The organism is Acaryochloris sp. IP29b_bin.137, assembly GCF_028285745.1.
Taxonomy (GTDB): domain Bacteria; phylum Cyanobacteriota; class Cyanobacteriia; order Thermosynechococcales; family Thermosynechococcaceae; genus Acaryochloris.
This window is the reverse complement of the sequence record NZ_JANQOP010000128.1, coordinates 1-18,611: the sequence shown is the minus strand read 5'-3', so window position 1 is coordinate 18,611 and position 18,611 is coordinate 1. Positions and strand designations below refer to the sequence as shown.

General features: G+C 49.0%; 18 protein-coding genes and 1 tRNA gene. 8 read left to right on the top strand and 11 right to left on the bottom strand.

Annotated elements, in window-relative coordinates; genetic code table 11:
• Positions 1-85: 85 nt before the first annotated feature.
• The 3 genes from Q0991_RS09905 (at position 86) to Q0991_RS09895 (ending at position 3,032) form a co-directional block, all read left to right on the top strand.
• On the top strand, positions 86-1,255 hold the full coding sequence (locus tag Q0991_RS09905; RefSeq protein WP_299487898.1) for an LL-diaminopimelate aminotransferase: 1,170 nt from the start codon (positions 86-88) through the stop codon (positions 1,253-1,255).
• A 90-nt stretch (positions 1,256-1,345) separates the two neighbouring features.
• A complete protein-coding gene (locus Q0991_RS09900) occupies positions 1,346-2,059 on the top strand; it encodes an alpha/beta hydrolase (RefSeq protein WP_299487896.1) in 714 nt (237 codons plus the stop codon).
• 22 nt (positions 2,060-2,081) lie between these two features.
• Entirely contained in the window at positions 2,082-3,032 is a 951-nt protein-coding gene (locus Q0991_RS09895; RefSeq protein ID WP_299487894.1) for a hypothetical protein, read from the top strand.
• A 48-nt stretch (positions 3,033-3,080) separates the two neighbouring features.
• Here Q0991_RS09895 and Q0991_RS09890 read toward each other — a convergent pair whose 3' ends face one another.
• On the bottom strand, positions 3,081-3,959 hold the full coding sequence (locus Q0991_RS09890; RefSeq protein ID WP_299487893.1) for a DUF4333 domain-containing protein: 879 nt from the start codon (positions 3,957-3,959) through the stop codon (positions 3,081-3,083).
• Positions 3,960-4,206: 247 nt separating this feature from the next.
• Between Q0991_RS09890 and Q0991_RS09885 the strand changes: the two genes are divergently transcribed.
• Positions 4,207-5,346 (top strand): FHA domain-containing protein, encoded by a 1,140-nt coding sequence (locus Q0991_RS09885; protein ID WP_299487890.1) that lies wholly within the window; start codon positions 4,207-4,209, stop codon positions 5,344-5,346.
• A 23-nt stretch (positions 5,347-5,369) separates the two neighbouring features.
• Here the strand turns inward: Q0991_RS09885 and hisG are convergent, their stop codons facing one another.
• The 5 genes from hisG to Q0991_RS09860 all read right to left on the bottom strand — a co-directional run bounded on the left by hisG (position 5,370) and on the right by Q0991_RS09860 (position 9,538).
• Complete coding sequence (gene hisG, locus Q0991_RS09880; protein WP_299487888.1) at positions 5,370-6,026, bottom strand: ATP phosphoribosyltransferase; 657 nt, start codon at positions 6,024-6,026, stop codon at positions 5,370-5,372.
• Between the two features lie 49 nt (positions 6,027-6,075).
• A complete protein-coding gene (locus Q0991_RS09875) occupies positions 6,076-7,284 on the bottom strand; it encodes an ATP phosphoribosyltransferase regulatory subunit (RefSeq protein ID WP_299487886.1) in 1,209 nt (402 codons plus the stop codon).
• A 9-nt stretch (positions 7,285-7,293) separates the two neighbouring features.
• Positions 7,294-8,238 carry a DnaJ domain-containing protein gene (locus Q0991_RS09870; RefSeq protein WP_299487884.1) on the bottom strand — a complete coding sequence of 315 codons (945 nt, stop codon included), beginning with the start codon at positions 8,236-8,238 and terminating at the stop codon, positions 7,294-7,296.
• An 82-nt stretch (positions 8,239-8,320) separates the two neighbouring features.
• Complete coding sequence (locus Q0991_RS09865) at positions 8,321-9,169, bottom strand: inositol monophosphatase family protein (protein ID WP_299487882.1); 849 nt, start codon at positions 9,167-9,169, stop codon at positions 8,321-8,323.
• A 3-nt stretch (positions 9,170-9,172) separates the two neighbouring features.
• The gene (locus Q0991_RS09860; protein ID WP_299487881.1) at positions 9,173-9,538 is read right to left on the bottom strand and encodes a 2Fe-2S iron-sulfur cluster-binding protein; all 366 of its coding nucleotides are present in this window, start codon (positions 9,536-9,538) and stop codon (positions 9,173-9,175) included.
• A 65-nt stretch (positions 9,539-9,603) separates the two neighbouring features.
• Here Q0991_RS09860 and Q0991_RS09855 point away from each other — a divergent pair.
• A tRNA-Ser gene (locus Q0991_RS09855) sits at positions 9,604-9,690 on the top strand.
• 19 nt (positions 9,691-9,709) lie between these two features.
• Here Q0991_RS09855 and Q0991_RS09850 read toward each other — a convergent pair.
• Positions 9,710-10,744 carry a glycosyltransferase family 9 protein gene (locus Q0991_RS09850; protein ID WP_299487879.1) on the bottom strand — a complete coding sequence of 345 codons (1,035 nt, stop codon included), beginning with the start codon at positions 10,742-10,744 and terminating at the stop codon, positions 9,710-9,712.
• A 161-nt stretch (positions 10,745-10,905) separates the two neighbouring features.
• On the opposite strand from Q0991_RS09850, the gene ispD reads away from it, so the two are divergent.
• Positions 10,906-11,619 carry a 2-C-methyl-D-erythritol 4-phosphate cytidylyltransferase gene (gene ispD / locus Q0991_RS09845; protein WP_299487876.1) on the top strand — a complete coding sequence of 238 codons (714 nt, stop codon included), beginning with the start codon at positions 10,906-10,908 and terminating at the stop codon, positions 11,617-11,619.
• 67 nt (positions 11,620-11,686) lie between these two features.
• Here the strand turns inward: ispD and rpsD are convergent, their stop codons facing one another.
• Positions 11,687-12,295, bottom strand: coding sequence for a 30S ribosomal protein S4 (gene rpsD / locus Q0991_RS09840; RefSeq protein WP_299406587.1), 609 nt, complete (start codon positions 12,293-12,295; stop codon positions 11,687-11,689).
• 167 nt (positions 12,296-12,462) lie between these two features.
• Between rpsD and rlmN the strand changes: the two genes are divergently transcribed.
• The gene (gene rlmN, locus Q0991_RS09835; protein ID WP_299487873.1) at positions 12,463-13,503 is read left to right on the top strand and encodes a 23S rRNA (adenine(2503)-C(2))-methyltransferase RlmN; all 1,041 of its coding nucleotides are present in this window, start codon (positions 12,463-12,465) and stop codon (positions 13,501-13,503) included.
• 149 nt (positions 13,504-13,652) lie between these two features.
• Here the strand turns inward: rlmN and Q0991_RS09830 are convergent, their stop codons facing one another.
• Both Q0991_RS09830 and gloA read right to left on the bottom strand, forming a co-directional pair.
• A complete protein-coding gene (locus Q0991_RS09830) occupies positions 13,653-15,440 on the bottom strand; it encodes an iron uptake porin (protein ID WP_299487871.1) in 1,788 nt (595 codons plus the stop codon).
• Between the two features lie 602 nt (positions 15,441-16,042).
• Positions 16,043-16,468 carry a lactoylglutathione lyase gene (gloA, locus tag Q0991_RS09825; protein ID WP_299487869.1) on the bottom strand — a complete coding sequence of 142 codons (426 nt, stop codon included), beginning with the start codon at positions 16,466-16,468 and terminating at the stop codon, positions 16,043-16,045.
• A gap of 196 nt (positions 16,469-16,664) precedes the next feature.
• Between gloA and eno the strand changes: the two genes are divergently transcribed.
• Positions 16,665-17,945 carry a phosphopyruvate hydratase gene (eno, locus tag Q0991_RS09820; RefSeq protein ID WP_299487866.1) on the top strand — a complete coding sequence of 427 codons (1,281 nt, stop codon included), beginning with the start codon at positions 16,665-16,667 and terminating at the stop codon, positions 17,943-17,945.
• A 132-nt stretch (positions 17,946-18,077) separates the two neighbouring features.
• Here the strand turns inward: eno and Q0991_RS09815 are convergent, their stop codons facing one another.
• A complete protein-coding gene (locus tag Q0991_RS09815; protein ID WP_299487863.1) occupies positions 18,078-18,293 on the bottom strand; it encodes a hypothetical protein in 216 nt (71 codons plus the stop codon).
• Positions 18,294-18,611: the final 318 nt, after the last annotated feature.

The window sequence follows — 18,611 nt, the reverse complement described above, 5'->3', positions numbered from 1 at the left end:
AAGAATTCAACTTAAACTAAGCAAAGATTGATGCCAACCGTTAGTCCTTGCCCTTTATGGGTGTCGGGCGAGCCGACCTTTGTCAATGAAATTTGCTGATCGCATCCAACAATTCCAAACCAATGTCTTTGCGGACATGGATCAGGCGAAGCGCCAAGCCCTTGATGCGGGTCAATCCCTGATTGATTTGTCCCTAGGATCTTCAGACTTGCCGGTTGCCGCCCCCATTTTGGAGACGATTAGTCAATCCTTATACGATCCTGCTACCTATGGGTATCTGTTATTTCATAGCACCCGTTCCTTTCGACAGGCCGTGGCTGCTTGGTATGAGCAGCAATTTGGACTACCCGTCGACCCTGAGACCGAAGTCTTGCCCCTGATTGGTTCTCAGGAAGGAACGGCCCATTTACCCCTTGCGATCCTTAATCCGGGCGATATTGCCCTACTCCAAGATCCTGGCTATCCGTCCCATGCGGGAGGCGTCTATTTGGCAGGTGGGGACATATATGGCATGCCTCTACTCGCAAAAAATCAGTTTCTGCCCGTGTTGAGTGAGATTCCTGATGCAGTGCTTCAGAAAGCGCGGATGATGGTGTTGAGTTATCCGCACAATCCCACCACTGCGATCGCACCTCTATCCTTTTTTCAAGACGCCGTGCAATTTTGCCAAGCCCATGACTTGGTCCTCGTTCACGATTTCCCTTACGTAGATTTTGTGTTCACGGATCAAAAAATGCCGTCCGTTTTGCAAGCAGATTGCGATCGCAGCTGTTCGATTGAGTTTTTCACCTTTTCCAAGTCTTACAGTATGGGAGGATTTCGAATCGGTTATGCCATCGGTAATGCTGACCTGATTGCTAGCCTGCGAAAAATTAAGGCTGTTGTTGATTTCAATCAATATCAGGGCATCTTAAGGGGTGCCATCACAGCTCTAGAAACAGGAGCCTCCGGCATTCAGCAAACCTTATCGATCTTTCAAAACCGTCGAGATGTCTTTGTTGCCGTGCTAGCCAAGATCGGTTGGTCTGTCCCCGCTCCCGTAGCCACCATGTATATCTGGGCTCCTTTACCGGAACCTTGGCACCATCAGTCAGTCGAATTCTGTAAGCAGCTCGTTCTGCAAACAGGCGTGGCTGCATCCCCAGGGGCTGGGTTTGGAAAGACTGGAGAAGGATATGTGCGTTTTGCCTTAGTCCAAGATCCTGACACCCTGATTTCAGCCGTTGACCGAATTGCATCCTTCCTGCATACTTGACCATGCTGTATGGGTCATCCGTAAGCTGCGTCACCCAAAATACAACCCAATTCAGACATATTTCCCTTGCATCAAAGGAAAAAAGCCTTTATGAGTTATTATCGCCGTTTACTCTGTGCCTTCTCTAGCGCCTTGATGCTAGTGGGGTTGAGCTGTGCGACCTCCTCCAGTCGGGCAGCCGAAAAAATTACCGTCAGCTATGGTCCCTTTGGTCGCTCCATTGCGGTCTCAGACCTCCGTCAACTCTTGGAAACGGGGAGTGCCCCGCCTGATCTGGCTTCTGTGTTAAGTGTTGTCGGTCAACAGGAAAGAGAGTCTCTATTGGGGGGGCTCAAGTTTAAGGTTCCGCTTAATGTGGTGGTCCTAGATAAGATCTTGCGATCTCCCCAAGGTGATCAACTGCTCTCCAAAATTGCTGGGGCAACGTCTCTGCCCGGTGGAGCCGAAAAACTAGCTCTCAGAAGTGCGTTAATTGGTGCTGCGTCGTCTAAAGACGGGTTAGGGATTTTGAGTTTCCTGGAGGCGTATCCTACTCAAACGTTGAAAATTGATTTAGCCGCCGTCCAAAAACTGATGAAGTCTGGCTCGCTATTAGGAGGGTTTATGGGCGGTCAATTTCCCGGAGGAGATGCCCCTACAGCTCCCCCTGCGTCTGACGCGCCAACGGACTCTGACAATCCAGTTCCCCCTGCGGCCGATACTCCAGCAGAATCTGGCAGCCAAGATCCTCCTGCTGTCGATTCAGACGCAGGCACTGCTGAAGAGGCCGCCCCAGAGACCAGTCCTAACAAGACACCCCAGTAATCATCCACCCAACCTGATCCATATGGTCCCCACGAAACTGTTGAGTCAAAAAAAGGTACTGGCCCATCTCCTAGCGGTAATGCTAGGTAGTGGGTGGGGATACGCTGCCAATGCCAATCCGGCTAGGCAATGGCGACCCGTTCAGCCAGGCAAGCGGAAGGGGATCAGCGGTCTAGCTTTAGTCAGCCAACAGGCAGAAATGTGCCAGTTTCTAGCGGTTCACGACAATAAAGGCAATTTAGACCAACCTCGCCTGGCTTTACTTAACGTTCCCGCCCATGGCCCGGTGACCTATCAGTCCCTAGCTTGGCCGTCAGATCATTCGCCTCCCCTCGATCTGGAAGCGTTGACGGTGGTTCCTAATACGGATCAAGCAGAATTTTTGGCCGTCACTAGCTTGGGCCTGGCCTATCATCTGCGATTAGAGCCACAAACCCAAACTGTAACGGTGCTCCATACCGTGCAAATCCCTCCCCATACTCAACTGACCAATATTGAAGGGTTTGCTCTTCAGCAGATCAATCACCAGCTAATCGCTGTATGGGCTCATCGTGGCCAAGATGCCGAACCGGGCATCCTCTTTTGGGGCAAATATTACCCCCAAAAGGCAAAAATAGTAGCTGAGGGTTCTACGTCCTTTCAGGTCCCTTGGCCCCTGCAGCAAGTCCGTCACGTTTCTGATGTGAAGATGGCATCAGATGGAGTTCTATATATCACGGCGGCCAGTGACCCTGGAGATCAAGGTCCCTTTCAATCAGCAACCTATATTGTGGGCCAATTTCCCTTTCGCCAACCTCGTCCCATGACGCCATCGCTAGAGCGCTCTACGTTAGTCCCTCTCCGCCGTTTCCCTTCCCATAAGGTGGAGGCCATTGAGCTCGTTCCGGGCAAACGGGGCGGTATTGTCTGGGCATCGGATGATGAGACCTTTGGCTCATCCCTGGCCGGACAATGCGGGGATGAGCCCAATTAATCCAAATTAACGAAGTCTTGGCAATCCACTCAACATGGGTGAAGCAAATTATATTCTCCAATTGACAAGGACTTGACCATCATCACTTTTTACAGAGACATCAATCGGGATTTTGCGACCATTGGGATCCGTAGCTGAGCATTTAAACTTCTCACCCGCATAGGCAATAATGTAGCGAGTCTGGGGTGTACCGCAGTTGGGTGTGACGGCTAAACTCTCTTGCTCTTGCAAGCCTTTTCTGATTAACCCTTCAACCTTATCGTAGGAAATCAAACCATTCGTCGCATTCCAAGTGAATCCGCCCTGTTCGTTGGTTTGGTTGACCACGGCTTGAATCGTCTTTCCATCAGAGGCGGTAATAGTGCAATTGAATTTACTGCCTACTTTGATCGCTACATTTTGAGGACAGGCCACCGAACGCACTGAAATACCGGCTTGCTGGGCAAATTGTTCTTGAATCGTACTTTCGACAACATCGCTATCAAGAAGTGGAGCATTGGGGTCCACGTCAGCCGGAGTCGGGGACGGCTCTGGGCTAGGTGGATCTTCTGAGGGAAGCAAATCATCAGGGGTATCGTCACCCTCAGAAGAGTTTGTCTGATCATTATTACGAGCTGTGGGTGCCGGATTGAGTTTCCAGGTAACGTTCCCTTCATCATCTTGCTGGGTAACCGTTAAAGAGGCTTTCGAGCCGTCTGAAGCTTCAACGTCACATTCAAACGTATCGCCCTCTTCTATTTCGATTTTCTCGGGACAACTGACAGAGGCTATTTCTGTATTGTTTTGGTCTTCAAGTCCTTTTTTAAGAACATCTTCTAGCTTTTTGGTATTCAGCGTAGTGGAACAAGCGGCCAAAAGACCCACTAAGCCCACTGAGCCTAATAACTGAGGAGTAAGCTGTTTGCTAAATGCAGATAGAGGTTTCATAAATACTGAGTTAAGAGAGAAGACGAGTGTGCACCCTGACAGCACCGTAACAAAATTGCTTCTTTAAGATAAACCATATCTGGATTCTTTTAATAATGGTGTAGGCTAAAAAGTCGATCTGAGCAGCCCGGCTTAGGTATGCTGAATGGGCAACTAAACGCCATAACTGCGTTTCTCTTCTGAGGCAAAATCCTTAGCACAGTGATGGCAATTATCGCGTTTCTATTGATATGAAAAGGAACCTAAAGTGACTGAGCTAACGCTGGAGTGGGTTGAGGGAGGCGTCTCTCGCTCGGAACAAATTCAACCAAACCAACCCAGTAAACACCCTGGAGCAGTCAGAATTGGTCGAGATCCTCAAAAATGCGATATTGTTTTGTCGGATGGGAGTGTCTCTGGGCTACAAGCCGAAGTCTATTTTCACTCTGGCAGTCAAGCATTCTATTTGCGATCGCTGCGTGAAACCAACCCAGCCATCGTCAACGGTCAACCGATTACCGCTGGTGAAGTCCCCTTAGGAACCGCCAGCACCATTACTCTAGGGCGCGTAGTTCTCCATGCTAGAGTCAGTGCCGTCCCTGGCGGACTCCCGCCTACAGAAGTCAGTCCATCCGCCGTGCCCCCGACCGCCGTAAGTCCGCCTGTTCCTGCAGCACCGGCTCACCCAGCCCCCAGTCCGTCCCCTTACTATTCATCGCAATCTGCAGCTGATGATCAAGGCCCCAAAGTATGGGTATGGATTATCGCAGGTGTTTTGGTGATTGGGGGTGGCGCGCTGGCCTGGCCCTACGTCAGCAACTTTTTGGGCTTAAGCAGAGAACCGAGTGTTTCCCAGGTTGACTCCGATCGCTCCGATTCAGATCAGGATAGTCCTAATTCTGACTCATCTCCGGGATCTAGGAGAGACTCCTTTGGAGATAAGATGGCCGATTTGGTCACCTATGAGCATTCATCCAGGTTATTTCGGATCAAAATCCCGCGCACCTGGCGACGGAGAGATACCAGCAAAGCAGGGGAAGTTATCGTTCGGTGGACGGATAGCGAGACTGAGAGCAGTATTGTAGTCGACCTATTCAAATCGCGACGACTCAGCCCAGAAGACTTGGGTGATTTGTCTCGTCGCTTTATCACGAATGCCTTTGGGGACGAGCCTGGTTTTCGAGCAGGACAGCCAAAAGTGCGCGACAGCGGAGTCGTCGAGTTGGGGTGGGAATTCTCAACCCGTAATAATGATCAGGTGCTAGGCGTAACGTATTCCCAACAGGAAAGGGAAACAGTTTCTGTGGTTAGTATTTTGGTACTGCGATCTGACTTTGATCAGGTTCGATTGACCTTTCGAGAAATCCTCAATAGCTATCGCTTCGATCCCTCCGTCGCTATTCCCTAAAGACTTAGAAGTGACTCAATGCACTAGGAAGAACTAGCAGTAAGGGGTTGGCTAGCTTTACTAATTTCATCTAACCAATATTGGAGACGATACTGATTGAGCCGATAGCTTAGGGGATGGGCAATCAGGCGAGCCGTACTTTCATACAAACAGTCCAGCTCAATTAGGCCATTTTCCTTCAAAGTCCGCCCGGTAGAGACCAAGTCAACAATCGCTTCCGACATGCCCGTAATCGGCCCTAGCTCGACAGACCCATAGAGGGGAATAATCTCTACCGGTAAATCGATTTGGCCAAAAAAGTCATGGGCGCAGTGGACAAATTTGGACGCCACTCGACAGTTGGGCGGCAGTTCCATCGCCGAGCGATAAGGACTTTGGCTGGGGACCGCCACGGACATGCGGCATTGGCCAAACCCCAAATCGGCGATCTGGGCGACCTGCGGTTTCTTTTCCTGCAAGACATCAAACCCAACCATTCCAATTTGAGCCTGTCCATACTCCACATAAACCGGAACATCTTGTGCTCTGACCAATAACCCTTGAGCCGTTGCCGATGGATCTTGGATTTGCAGTTGGCGATTAGAGGCGTCCAAGAAGGCACTGAAATCCAAGCCAACGGATTGGAGGAGGCGAATACTATCTTTAAGTAACGCTCCTTTAGGTAAGGCGACGGTGAGCATGACATCAATCTCGATGGAATAACGGCTATCGCAATTTTCGTTCGGTCAATTACCCTAGCGATTCAATTGTGACAGACCCATGAGCATTGACCCAAGCAATTTGCCCAATTCGCTGCTGGCGAGCCGTAGTTCGAATATCATCAGGAGACTTTTGGGAGAGGTCAACCTCAACTCTAGTGAGAGAGGGTTGGGCAGTTTGCTGGCGAAGTTGATGAGCATGATCAAATGCCGTTGCGATCGCAGCTTCTGTTTCCGCCACCACTAGCCAGTGAGGAGCGGGCGTCTGCTTCGGTAGCTTGCCCAAGGTAAGTAAAACCTGATGCAAATGCTCCACATTAAACGAAAAGCCAATCCCAGGAATCATTTTGTTCTGGGGATGATATAAGCCCAATAATTGATCGTACCGTCCGCCCTGACCGAGGACACGCTGGCCAGAGTCTGCATCACTGATAAGTTCAAACACAATACCGGTATAGTAATCAAAGGTTTGGATCAGGCTCAAATCAAGAATAAGTGAGGGCAGATTCGACAACACCTCTACCAAAGACTTTAGATTGCTGACCGCCTCATGTTGAGGCGGTTCAAGCGGGAGCTGGGCCACCTTTTGCAACACTTGAGTCGGTTCACCCCGTAAATCCAGTAAAAACAAAGCATGATCTTTGAGTTCGGGACTCAAAGGTAAATGAGACAAACCCACACGATCGAGCTGAGCGATAGCCTGGCGCACAGCTCCCCGCACTTTTTCAGGAAACGGACGGAGTAGCGATCGCGTTAAATCCGCTTCTCCTAAAATGACATGCCACTGCTGGACGCCCAGCTCCGTGAGGCAATTCGCCAAAAGCAACAGAATTTCAGCATCAGCCAACAGCCCACTACTCCCCAGCAGCTCAACCCCAGCTTGATAAAACTCATGCTGACTGCTAGCATGGCCGGGCTGTTGCCGAAAAATATTAGCGTTGTAATAGAGTCGTTGCGGATGGGTTGCCCCCTCCATCCGAGTGACGGCAGCACGGGCAATAGAAGCAGTCAACTCGGGCCTGAGCCCCAGCACCCCTTCTTCTGCATCCCAAACTTGAATGACAGTCTGGGGTTCAACTGCACCCCCAGCTAGTAAGGTATCCAATCGTTCTAAGGTCGGGGTAATAATGCGGTGATAGCCCCATTGTTGAAATACCTGTTGCAATCGCTGCTCAATCCAGCATTTTTGTGCAACATCTAAGGGCAGCAAATCTCGGGCACCGGCAGGAGGTTGATACATCGTCACAAACTAGTTCTTACCACCGAACAAACCAAACAGCCCTTTCTTGCGTTTAGGTTGTGGAGTTTGAGCTTGTTTGGTCGCCGCAGGCTGCGATTTCTTTTCAGCTTTTTCAACCGTTTTCATACCTTTAAGGGCCTCTGGATCTTGGGGGTTACTTTTTAATGCCTGAGTAAAATGCACCTTCGCCATTTTTACAGATTGTTTCTTCAGATAAATAGACCCCATCAAACTATGGCACCGACTACTTTTGGGTTCCAATTTCAGCGCATCTCGGAGCTCCACGATGGCGTCATTCAAGCGATTTTTCCGAATCAGCTCCTCTGCACGACGACAATAATCATTTACGAACTGGGAGGTTGCAGCCTCTTGCGGAGGGGGCTGTGTCTTTTCTTGAGCGTTAGGAGATACCGCTGTTTCTTTTGGAGAAGGGGCCGTACTCTGTTGCACCACCGGTGCCGGGGTTGGCGCCGATGACTTGCTCCCTTCTCGCCGAATCAAATAGGCGAGGTTTAGCTCACTCAATTGACCGACAACGTCAATCACCCCCTCTAAGTGGTCAAACTGATGTTGGGCAAGCTGGTTAACCTGGTCTTTGTACAGCGTCTCAAAATCATCCGAGGTCAAAAGACTCTGGGCACTGGGGGTCTGAAACTTACTAGCATTCACTTCTTTACTGGCTCGCTGTCCAACCAAACGGAGCAACACTTTATATTCTTCTAGCTCCTTATCCTGAGATAACACCTCATAAGCAGGATTAACGACTTTTGAAAGCATGCGGCTGGCTTGATGCTTATCCATGTCAGCAGGGCAACTGTCAGGGTGTAAACCCCGGGCAATTTTAAAGTATCGCTTGCGAATCTCACCCTTGGATGCCCCAATCATCAGTCCCAGACAAGCATAGTGATCTGGGCAATCGAAAATAGCAATACCCTGCTTTATTTCAAATGACATGTAAGTGTTTCCGCAACGAGTGTATTGAGTAATCCCCTAGTGTTAGTCTAATCGGTTCAGGACAATCCAGCACCTCAATTGGTTACGAGCATTCAATGGAAGCAGTGGGCAACTTCGGGGGAATCCAGTTCAGGGGTTGGACTTGCATCAGTTCGTGACTGAGGGCCGCATGAATCAAACCGTTGGTTGCCAGTAAGCGCCCTGAAGCTAGCTGTTGAGGGCTTCGGTCATAGGCAGTGACCGTTCCGCCAGCTTCTTGGACCAAGACAATCCCTGCGGCAATATCCCAGGTCGATAATCCCCGCTCCCAATATCCATCTAGACGACCACAGGCGATGTAGGCTAAGTCGATAGAAGCAGATCCCCCTCGCCGAACCCCCTGGGTGAGATGGGTTAAATGACAAAACTCTGCATAGTTGTTGTCCATGGTTTCCCGGCGATCATAGGCAAATCCTGTAACGAGGAGGCTATGGGTTAAGGATTGGGTAGGAGATACCCGTATGGGTTGCCGATTACACGTCGCGCCTAAACCTATCGCAGCCCGAAATAGCTCTTGATGAAAGGGGTCAAATACAACGCCAACCGCAGGCACACCCTCAATTAATAGGGCAATGGACGTGGCAGAAAAGGGGTATTGATGGGCATAATTCGTGGTCCCATCTAGCGGGTCAATCGCCCATAAATACGGACTATCCTGATCGCCTTGATGACCAGATTCCTCGGCCAAGATTTGGTGTTGGGGAAAATGGCGACCAATCACCTCTAGAACGGCTGCTTCGGCCGCTTTGTCTGCTTCCGTCACTAAGTCTCCGGGGCGCTTCTCTTGAATGTTATTTAATTGGCCCCAATAATGCTGCAGCACAGCCCCCCCGGCTAAGGCGGCCTCCGTGGCAATGTCTAAGTAGGTTTTTAACGATGTCTCTGGGGTCATGGATTATTCTTCATCTAAGGGCAGCCCGGCACGGACCTTGCCTTTACCAAAATATTGACCAAATTGTAATTCATAGACCTCGTCCTCATCCTGGGTTTCAACCACCAGATCACTCCGGGGATAGCTGACGCACAGGAGGGCATACCCCTGTTGTTGAAGTTCGAGAGAGAGCCCCATCGCTTCGGGTTGATCCAGGTCACCCGATAGCACTCTAACAGCGCACGTCGTACAAGCACCGTTACGGCATGCAAACGGCAAACGCACGCCCTGCTGTTCGATACTTTCGAGGATGTACTGGTCTGCGGGAACTGGAACCGTATACTCATTTCCACTATGGCGATCGCAAATATGAATCGTAAATGTTTGCATACCGTTTCATCCGGGTTCAGATTCTGTTAACATAGCTTACTTGTACTGAATAAACCTAATCTCCTGGAGAGGTGGCCGAGTGGTTGAAGGCGCAGCACTGGAAATGCTGTTTAGGGGTAACTCTAACGAGGGTTCGAATCCCTCCCTCTCCGTTTCCAAGGTTTTCAGCTGCTAGCTAACGTCCCACACTTTCTCCAGCACCTGAATCGGTGGGATATCGGCCACCTTGCTGGTCAAAGACTTAAGACCTGCGAAATAATCGGCTGGGGGCAAATGCCGTGTGGGTTCTAATGCCCCAAATAAGGCCACCAACCGCGTCTTCACCGCCACACCCAAATGCAGGGGGGCACGGTCCGCACAAATCATTAGATGGCCTGCATTAATAAAAGCTGCCAGTTGACCGACATGGTTCGGACTCACAATCTGGAGTTGTGGACAGACGGAGACCAAAGAGGCCACCCAATCTTTGTTGTCAGCGCTCTGGACAATTACCAGAGGCGTATCTGGCTGTCGTTCCAGGTAGCCTTCAATCACGGATTCCCAACTGCGAACGGGATAAAATTGCGAGGGTTCGTCATCGGAGTTTTCGGCCCCCGTTCCCCCATGCAGCACAATATAGCGTTTACCCACAATCCCCAATCGTTCTTGTTCTGCTTGCGCCCATTGTTGATCTTCAGTGGGAATATGAATCGCAATGTCGGGGCAAGGAGCATCAATATCGAGCCCTAGCAATAAATCATGGTACCGTTGCGCATCGTAGGGACGAGCATTCGGAGGCACTGCAGCCGTCAGGCAAACGCCCGATAAATCAGCGACCGTTCCACCCACTTTGGGAAACTGTTTGCGGCCAAAACGCACCCAGGCAGGAAGGGTTAAGTTTTCATAGCCTACCCGTTGGGGAATCCCCACTAACCAACACAGAAAACCGGCGGTCCAGTCTCGACTAATCGTAATAGCTGCATCATAGCGGCGGTCCCGAATTTGCCCAATTAAGTTCCCCCAGTCTGCTGCACCATTGCGGTTTTCAAATTGAAAGGTCAGAACCTGATCAACCGTGCGGCAGAGTCGATAGGCTTGTTTAGCTCGGGGTTCAACAATGACATCAATCTCGATCGGGGAATAATGACGTTGAAGCGTCTCTAAGGTTGGGAAAAACAACAGTTGTCGACCAACATCGCCAGGAATCAATGCTAATACGCGGGTCATTATTTAGAACAGCCGTTACGGATGATGTCTATGTTTACCGCCAACCATTGTAGGGGAATGCTTAACGCTTGTAATCCATCTGCTCTGGAACTCAACAAGTCTTCTAAATTGCAGCTTCAGGCCAGTATAGGATAGGGAATGGCAGCAGTTTAGGGTTATCAATGCATTTACTTATTCCAGCAGCGGGGGTCGGGCGTCGCATGGGCAGCGATCGCAACAAGTTGCGATTGGCTCTGTTGGGAAAGCCGCTGCTGGCTTGGACATTGCTAGCTGCAGAAACAGCATCTTCGATTACTTGGATCGGCATCATTGGTCAATTAGACGATCAACCCACCTGGCAAACGCTGATTCAAGATCTGCGTCTCAGTAAACCTGTGACGTTTGTTGAGGGGGGGCAGACCCGCCAGGAGTCCGTTTATAACGGTTTACAAGCCTTGCCTACAGACGCAACCCAGGTGCTGATCCATGACGGCGCTCGTTGTCTGGCAACACCAGAGTTACTCGACCGCTGTGCTGAGGCCCTCAACCAATACCAAGGGTTTGTGGCCGCAGTCCCCGTCAAGGACACGATCAAAGTGGTTAACCCTGACCATCAAATTCAAGATACACCTGATCGATCGCAATTGTGGGCTGCACAAACCCCTCAAGGCTTTCACGTTGCTCCCCTCAAGGATTGTCATGAACAGGGCAAACAACAGGGATGGGAAGTCACGGATGATGCCGCCTTATTTGAAAAAGTCGGTCTCCCCGTTCATATTGTCTTGGGAGAAGAAACCAATCTGAAAGTGACAACCCCCGAGGATTTGGCGATTGCAGAGTTAATCCTGCAGCAGCGTTTACAAAAAAGCTCTCGAACTGACGGATCCGAGAGCTAAGAGGTATAGATATTTGAGTGAATCGGGATGTGCCGCAGTAGAAAAAACTGGAGAAGGTTGCCGCGATTTATCCCTTCCGTGAGTAATATTCCACCACGAGTAGTTCATTAATTTCTAGGGCAATCCACTCCCGCTCAATAACGCCATTGACTTTGCCAGTCAAGGTGTTTTTATCAAATTCCAAATGCGTGGGAATGTTGGCTAAACCCGGAAACTGCATATGAGTTTCAATCAGTTTCCGAGAGGCATCGCGATCTCGAGCTTGAATCACATCTCCAGGACGACATTGATAACTCGCAATGGAGACCACACGACCATTCACCAATACATGGCCATGATTCACTAACTGTCTGGCAGCAGGGATAGTGGGAGCCATACCTAAGCGAAAGATGGTATTGTCCAATCGCATTTCAAGCAATTGCAACAAGGTTTGACCGGTTGAACCACCGGCTCGTCGAGCTTTACGGACATAGCGAAGTAGCTGACGTTCCGAGAGGCCGTAATTGAATCGTAACTTTTGTTTTTCTTCCAACTGGGCTGCATATTCAGACCGCTTTTTACGCGCTTGACCATGTTGCCCAGGAGGATAAGCCCGCCGCGGAGTTTTCCGAGACAAGCCCGGTAATTCTCCTAAACGACGCACTACTCTGAGGCGAGGGCCTCGATATCGCGACATATCACTTCCTCTTCGTTTTTTTACGTGGAATTTGTCAGACTTTTCAGTATAAGCTTTGGAAGAGCAACTCATCAAGCCTTTTTCTACCTAAAATATGCTTTTGGCCTATCGGGTCTCCCCTCCACAGACGCTTCACCGCTATTCATTCCCCATCTCTCCCATCGACCATGCTGGATCATCTCTCCGTAGCCTCTATCCCACCGCTGTTAGGCGCATCCCGTACCCAACTCGCCAATTGGGTCAAACAATACCAACAACCTGCCTATCGAGCCCAACAAGTTCATCAGTGGATCTATCAAAAGGGGGTGCGATCGCTCAGCGAGATCACTGTTTTTCCGAAACAATGGCGAACCGAAATTGCAGATATTCCCATTGGCCGATCCCAGATTAATCACCGTTCTATAGCCAGAGATGGCACTGTTAAGTATTTACTCAAGCTGGCAGACGGACAGGTGATTGAAACTGTGGGAATACCTACCCAAAAAAGGCTCACCGTTTGCGTCTCCTCTCAGGTCGGGTGTCCGATGGCTTGTGACTTTTGCGCCACCGGAAAAGGCCAATTTCTGCGTAACCTCGCTTGCCATGAAATCGTGGATCAAGTCTTAACCGTTCAGGAAGACTTTCAACAGCGGGTTGCCAACGTGGTCTTTATGGGCATGGGTGAACCCTTACTCAATCAAGCGCAAGTGTTGGCAGCAATCCGTTCTCTGAATCAAGACGTCGGCATTGGCCAACGCTCCCTCACCCTTTCAACCGTCGGCATTCCAGGACAGATTCGACAATTAGCCGAACAGAAGCTGCAAATTACGTTGGCAGTCAGTCTCCATGCCTCGAATCAACTATTACGCACCCAACTGGTCCCCAGCGCCCAACATTATCCTCTCGAAAAACTCTTACAAGATTGCCAATTTTACGTAGCGGTAACCGGGCGACGAATAACCTTCGAATATATTGTTTTATCTGGGGTCAACGATCAACCTGAACATGCCGTGGAACTAGCCCATCATCTACGAGGGTTTCAAAGCCATGTCAACTTAATTCCCTACAATCCAATTTCAGAAGTAGATTATGAGCGCCCCACTCAGAAACGGTTACAAGAATTTCTAAATTGTCTGAAAGAACAGCATATTACGGCTAGCATCCGACGTTCTCGGGGTTTAGATCGCGATGCAGCATGCGGTCAATTAAGAGCCACACAAATTAAGTGACTAGATCCGGCCTTACATTAGTTGGCACTCTCTAACCACTTCTGGTGTCCAAGGAATAACATTACTACATCAAAAGGCACTTTGATCTGTTTTAAATCAAAGTGCCTTTTGGATTAGCTTGTTACAAGCTGAGTTACATCAACAAAGGTTTAGAACGAGAAAGTAGCCCGAATCAAACCTTGAATGATGTCATTATCATTACTTCCAGCAGCACTAACTGTACCTAGCGGATTGATGATGTACATCACTGCAGGAGTAATGGTGATATTGTCATTAACTGGGAAGCGGTAAAAAGCCTCTAAGTTAATTTGGTCATTAGAAAAAGGGGTGTTACTAACTAGGAATGGCATACCCGCTGCGACAGCAAATAAAGATCCAGGGACCAAGGCATCTTTATAACCTACGCCAGCCATCCAAGTTTGAATTGTATTTGAGCCAAACAGTTGTGGGGCAGCAGCAGCGGGACTAGAAAATACATCCACGTTTGGATTGACTGTTTGGTTTTGGGGATCGAAAGAGATTCCATAGCGACCAAAGACGCCAATATTGCCAAAAGTAGCTTCAGCATTCACACCAAGCACTTTCTGCTCGATGTTGAAAGTTTCTGCATAAGTTCCTTGCAAACGAATTGCAAAGTTATTTTGGTCATCTTCACCAAAACTGTTGGCATACTCAAGTTCTAAGGTACCTTGGTGAGGATCTCCTCCTAAACCACCATCAGCGCCAGTAGCAAGGTTACCATTAGCAGCAACATACACACCACGAACACTGATAGAACCACCATTAGGATTCCAGTCAAATGCTGCACCAGCACCACCGTTGATATCAACTGCGTTGGTGATGATCAACGGGTTATTGATAAAAAAGCCAGAGCTAAAGTCTTGAGCAGAGTTGTTAGCGTAGCTGTTGAAATCAACAAAGTCGCTGGGGAAAATATTTGTACCAACGGTTACGGTAAAATCTTCGCCGGGCTTAAAGGAATAAGCTAAGCGACGAAGCGATACCTGATTACCAATGCCAGCATAATCAGCAGCACCCAGATCAACTAATGAAGAGGTACCGGGAGTACCAAGACCAATCGGAAGATGATCTTGCGGAAGTGGTCCCGCTCCAAGATTAGGAGATAATGCATTGCCAAAAAAGTCTTGACCATTATTCCCAACTTCTAGCTGAGTGGCAAGCAAATCATCGCCTGAGAAACTGGTATTGAAATTAAGCCGAACGCGCGATATGGCTGATATTCTACTGTCAGCCCCGTTGTTAACTAGACCGACATTGGCACCAGCAGGCGTAGGAACAGCAGTAAGCGCAAAGTCAGCGGGGTTATCAACGAAATCACCAAACTGGGCAGCCATCACCACTTCACCTTGTAGTTTGGTGGTGGTGGAGAACTGCTGAGCTTCAACAGTGGCAACACGAGCTTCTAAACCGTCAACCCGACCTCTAAGAGTAGCAAGCTCAGCCGCAAATTCGTCTTGCAGAGCCTTAAGGGCGTCTAAATCTTCTTTGGTAGCGAAGCGGTTGCTGAGGTTATCTAAACAAGCGTTAACTAGGGCAGCAGCCTCACGACGGGACATGGCTCGGCTAGGACGGAAAGTACCGTCGGGATAACCCGCAACGCAACCATAGCGTTCCACCAAGGATTGAATGGCCTGAAATGCCCAGTCGTCGGGTTGGACATCAGACAGTTGAGACACCGAAGTCACCTGACCAACGGAATCTTCTTTCGTTTCAGCCATTAAGTCATTAACAGACGTTGTTTGGCTGAGAGATTGGTCAGCCAGCAACAGTTCCTCTTGCTCTGCAGCAACAGGAGTGACGTCTTCAATAGCTTGGGTTTCGACAGGAAGCTGTTCGCTGGTGCTCACAGCTCTTGCAGGCAGGGCAGCCAGTCCGATCAGACTCAGGCTTCCAGCCAGTAAACATGCTTTTTTCATGGTTATACTCCTCACTCACATGTACTTTGGAGTCTGCAGGCAGACTTAAGTACGATTATTTGATTTCTCAGGTCAATACGACAAACGTAAGATGTTGTATTGCCTGGAAGATCAGTCTGAAGAAAATGTTCCCGATATCGGCAAAAATGCAGAAAGTACTTCTACATATACATTCCTTCACCCAAATAAGATACTGCATTCTTCCTGTTCAAGCCAAGGGATCGTAGGCGATTTTTGTATTGGCATATATCGAAATTTTCTCTAGCCACCTGGTAATATTAGGGGTTTGAATTTTATATCTCAAATAACAGTATTGTGGATGCTTTATCGATTACCTTAAGCAAAAATAGTGTTTAAATCGTGAAGGGATCGACTGACCGCAGAACAGATCATTTGAGGGTTTAAAGCGCCTCAATCGTTGGACCAGACCAAATAGAGGCTAGAACTGGTAAGTCCCAAAGGACTGCACGAGCAGTTGCAGCCCTTTAACCGTATGTCTCAGTCCTTCCAACGCAGGGCAGATGCAACCTACTGCTTTCCTTATACTGAACAGGCTGATCGCAAGGAGTGGTATTCTGCCAATCCCAGCCTAATACTAGAACTTAGGCAGTGGTAATCACTGGTGTTTCTGTCGGGGCTGACCTTGCACTGAGTTGAATCAGCTCCACCTTATAGCGGTCTGGATCCTCTACAAAGGCAATAACGGTAGATCCATGTTTCATAGGACCAGGTTCCCTCGTTACCCGTCCTCCGCGGGATTTAATATCGTTGCAGGCACGGTAAATATCATCAACACCAATGGCAATATGACCGTAGGCATCGCCCAAATTGTAGTCAGATACGCCCCAGTTATAGGTCAGTTCTAAAACCGTATGATCTGCTTCATTCCCATAGCCGACAAACGCAAGTGTGAACTCACCGCTGGGGTAATCTTTGCGACGAAGTAACTGCATGCCCAAGACATCACAGTAGAATGCTAGGGAAGCATCGAGGTCTGCCACTCTCAGCATGGTATGGAGAATTCTCATAAGACTATCTGTTTAAGGGTTAGTAAATTCAAGCGGTGGTTGTCACACTAGTTACATTCTGACGCGATCGCACCTAGTATGACTAAAAGAAGATCCTTGATGGCATCGACACTGCTACTTGACTAGATGCATTCTATAGCTTGACGATCCGGTCAAGCTCACCAGATTATTTTGTAGGTTGTTGGACATATAACGCATGCAAGAAACTGAAATCGTTGCCATTGAGGCGCGCGAAATTCTAGACTCTCGTGGTCGCCCAACGGTGGAAGCAGAGGTCATCTTAAGTTGCGGGGCGTTTGGGTTAGCTCAAGTTCCCAGCGGCGCTTCTACCGGTAGCTTTGAAGCACACGAATTGAGGGATGGAGATGCTCAGCGCTATGGGGGCAAAGGGGTTCTGACGGCAGTTGCCAATATCAAAGACCAAATTCAGCCAGAATTAGTGGGCTTAGATGCCCTTGAACAAGCCGATATTGATCAGACCCTGATTGAGTTGGATGGAACAACTAATAAATCTAAGCTGGGTGCCAATGCACTTTTAGCAGTATCCCTGGCCACTGCTAAAGCAGCATCCGAAGTCCTGAACCAAGAGCTATACCGTTACCTGGGTGGCCCGTTAGCCAATCTCTTACCCGTGCCCCTAATGAATGTCATTAATGGTGGAGCCCATGCCAACAATAACGTCGACATTCAAGAATTTATGATTGTCCCCCATGGTGCGGATTCGTTCAGGGAGGCATTGCGCTGGGGCGCAGAGGTTTTTACGTCTTTAAGTCAAGTGTTGGCCGCTCAAAATCTATTGACTGGCGTGGGTGATGAGGGGGGATATGCGCCCAATCTAGCCTCTAACCAGGCCGCCTTAGAACTACTGGTAGAAGCGATTAAGAAAGCGGGTTATCAGCCTGGGGATCAAATCAGCCTGGCCTTAGACGTGGCAGCCAGTGAATTCTACAAAGACGGGCAGTATACCTATGATGGCGCGGCCCATTCGCCTGGCGAGCTGATCGATTACTTAGAAGGTCTTGTAGGCCAATATCCAATTGTGTCCATCGAAGATCCCCTCCACGAAGAAGATTGGCAGAGCTGGGGCAGTTTAACGGCTCGATTAGGAGATCGGGTGCAGCTGGTTGGCGATGACTTATTTGTGACCAACCCCTCGCGGTTACAAAAAGGGATCGAACAGCAATCAGCCAATTCCATTTTGATTAAGCTGAATCAGATTGGGACGCTGACTGAAACCCTGGAAACCATTGATCTCGCTAAGCGGAATTCCTTTACGTCCATTATTAGCCATCGATCCGGTGAAACGGAAGACACCACCATTGCCGATCTCGCAGTTGCGACCAGGGCTGGACAAATTAAAACCGGATCCCTTTGCCGAAGTGAACGGGTAGCAAAGTATAATCGGCTCCTGCGCATTGAGGATGAACTTGGGAGTCAGGCTTCCTATGCTGGAGCAGTTGGTCTAGGCCCTAAATAAACTGACCGTTTTGAGTTGATTCATTGCTTGTCTCCAAAGACATGCACGATTGATCTCAATTTAAAGATCTATATGGGTGGAAGCCTCCCTGACCAAGCCGTGTTTTCCCTATCAGACGATGGCGTTAACGCTCTAGGATGATTCGCTCAATAACTCCTGCAGCAGTCGAGGGAGATCCATGACCGCTTGCAGCACTTGATCGGGACCAATCCCAACGATCACCTGTAGACCCAAAACAATCACAGCAATCAGAAAGGCAGTTTTGAGGGTGGTTTTAACCACTCTCAAAAGCCAAGTAAAGACCAACCAAGAAACTAGAATCGCCGCGATAAGAAGAATAGGATTCACGATATCAAGATGGAGGTTAAAGAATATAGAGGCGGGTTCAGGATGGGGAGAAGGTGATCCCAATGCAGTTTGTCAGTCAATCACCATGGAGAATGACCTGATTCTAGCAATTGCCCATCACAATTCTTCGGTGAAGATAAATAAGCGTGAAGGTATATTAAATATGGAGGTTGTCGCACTATCAACTCTGAAGACTTCGTTAAGAGATCTCCCGTTTAATGAATAGTGTCGCTAACTTGTAAGGCAAGATACCTCCTAACTGCGTCTACGGCCCTACTGCTGACCTGAAAACGGATTTTACTCAGCATCAGGGCTTCT

Excerpts from the sequence above, each read along its gene's own strand:
- Q0991_RS09870 (WP_299487884.1), bottom strand. The coding sequence starts at position 8,238 with ATGTCATTTGAAATAAAGCAGGGTATTGCTATTTTCGATTGCCCAGAT.
- Q0991_RS09900 (WP_299487896.1), top strand. The coding sequence starts at position 1,346 with ATGAGTTATTATCGCCGTTTACTCTGTGCCTTCTCTAGCGCCTTGATG.
- Q0991_RS09895 (WP_299487894.1), top strand. The coding sequence starts at position 2,082 with ATGGTCCCCACGAAACTGTTGAGTCAAAAAAAGGTACTGGCCCATCTC.
- eno (WP_299487866.1), top strand. The coding sequence starts at position 16,665 with ATGCAAGAAACTGAAATCGTTGCCATTGAGGCGCGCGAAATTCTAGAC.
- hisG (WP_299487888.1), bottom strand. The coding sequence starts at position 6,026 with ATGCTCACCGTCGCCTTACCTAAAGGAGCGTTACTTAAAGATAGTATT.
- Q0991_RS09860 (WP_299487881.1), bottom strand. The coding sequence starts at position 9,538 with ATGCAAACATTTACGATTCATATTTGCGATCGCCATAGTGGAAATGAG.
- Q0991_RS09875 (WP_299487886.1), bottom strand. The coding sequence starts at position 7,284 with ATGTATCAACCTCCTGCCGGTGCCCGAGATTTGCTGCCCTTAGATGTT.
- rpsD (WP_299406587.1), bottom strand. The coding sequence starts at position 12,295 with ATGTCGCGATATCGAGGCCCTCGCCTCAGAGTAGTGCGTCGTTTAGGA.
- gloA (WP_299487869.1), bottom strand. The coding sequence starts at position 16,468 with ATGAGAATTCTCCATACCATGCTGAGAGTGGCAGACCTCGATGCTTCC.
- Q0991_RS09850 (WP_299487879.1), bottom strand. The coding sequence starts at position 10,744 with ATGACCCGCGTATTAGCATTGATTCCTGGCGATGTTGGTCGACAACTG.
- Q0991_RS09890 (WP_299487893.1), bottom strand. The coding sequence starts at position 3,959 with ATGAAACCTCTATCTGCATTTAGCAAACAGCTTACTCCTCAGTTATTA.
- Q0991_RS09830 (WP_299487871.1), bottom strand. The coding sequence starts at position 15,440 with ATGAAAAAAGCATGTTTACTGGCTGGAAGCCTGAGTCTGATCGGACTG.
- rlmN (WP_299487873.1), top strand. The coding sequence starts at position 12,463 with ATGCTGGATCATCTCTCCGTAGCCTCTATCCCACCGCTGTTAGGCGCA.
- ispD (WP_299487876.1), top strand. The coding sequence starts at position 10,906 with ATGCATTTACTTATTCCAGCAGCGGGGGTCGGGCGTCGCATGGGCAGC.
- Q0991_RS09865 (WP_299487882.1), bottom strand. The coding sequence starts at position 9,169 with ATGACCCCAGAGACATCGTTAAAAACCTACTTAGACATTGCCACGGAG.
- Q0991_RS09905 (WP_299487898.1), top strand. The coding sequence starts at position 86 with ATGAAATTTGCTGATCGCATCCAACAATTCCAAACCAATGTCTTTGCG.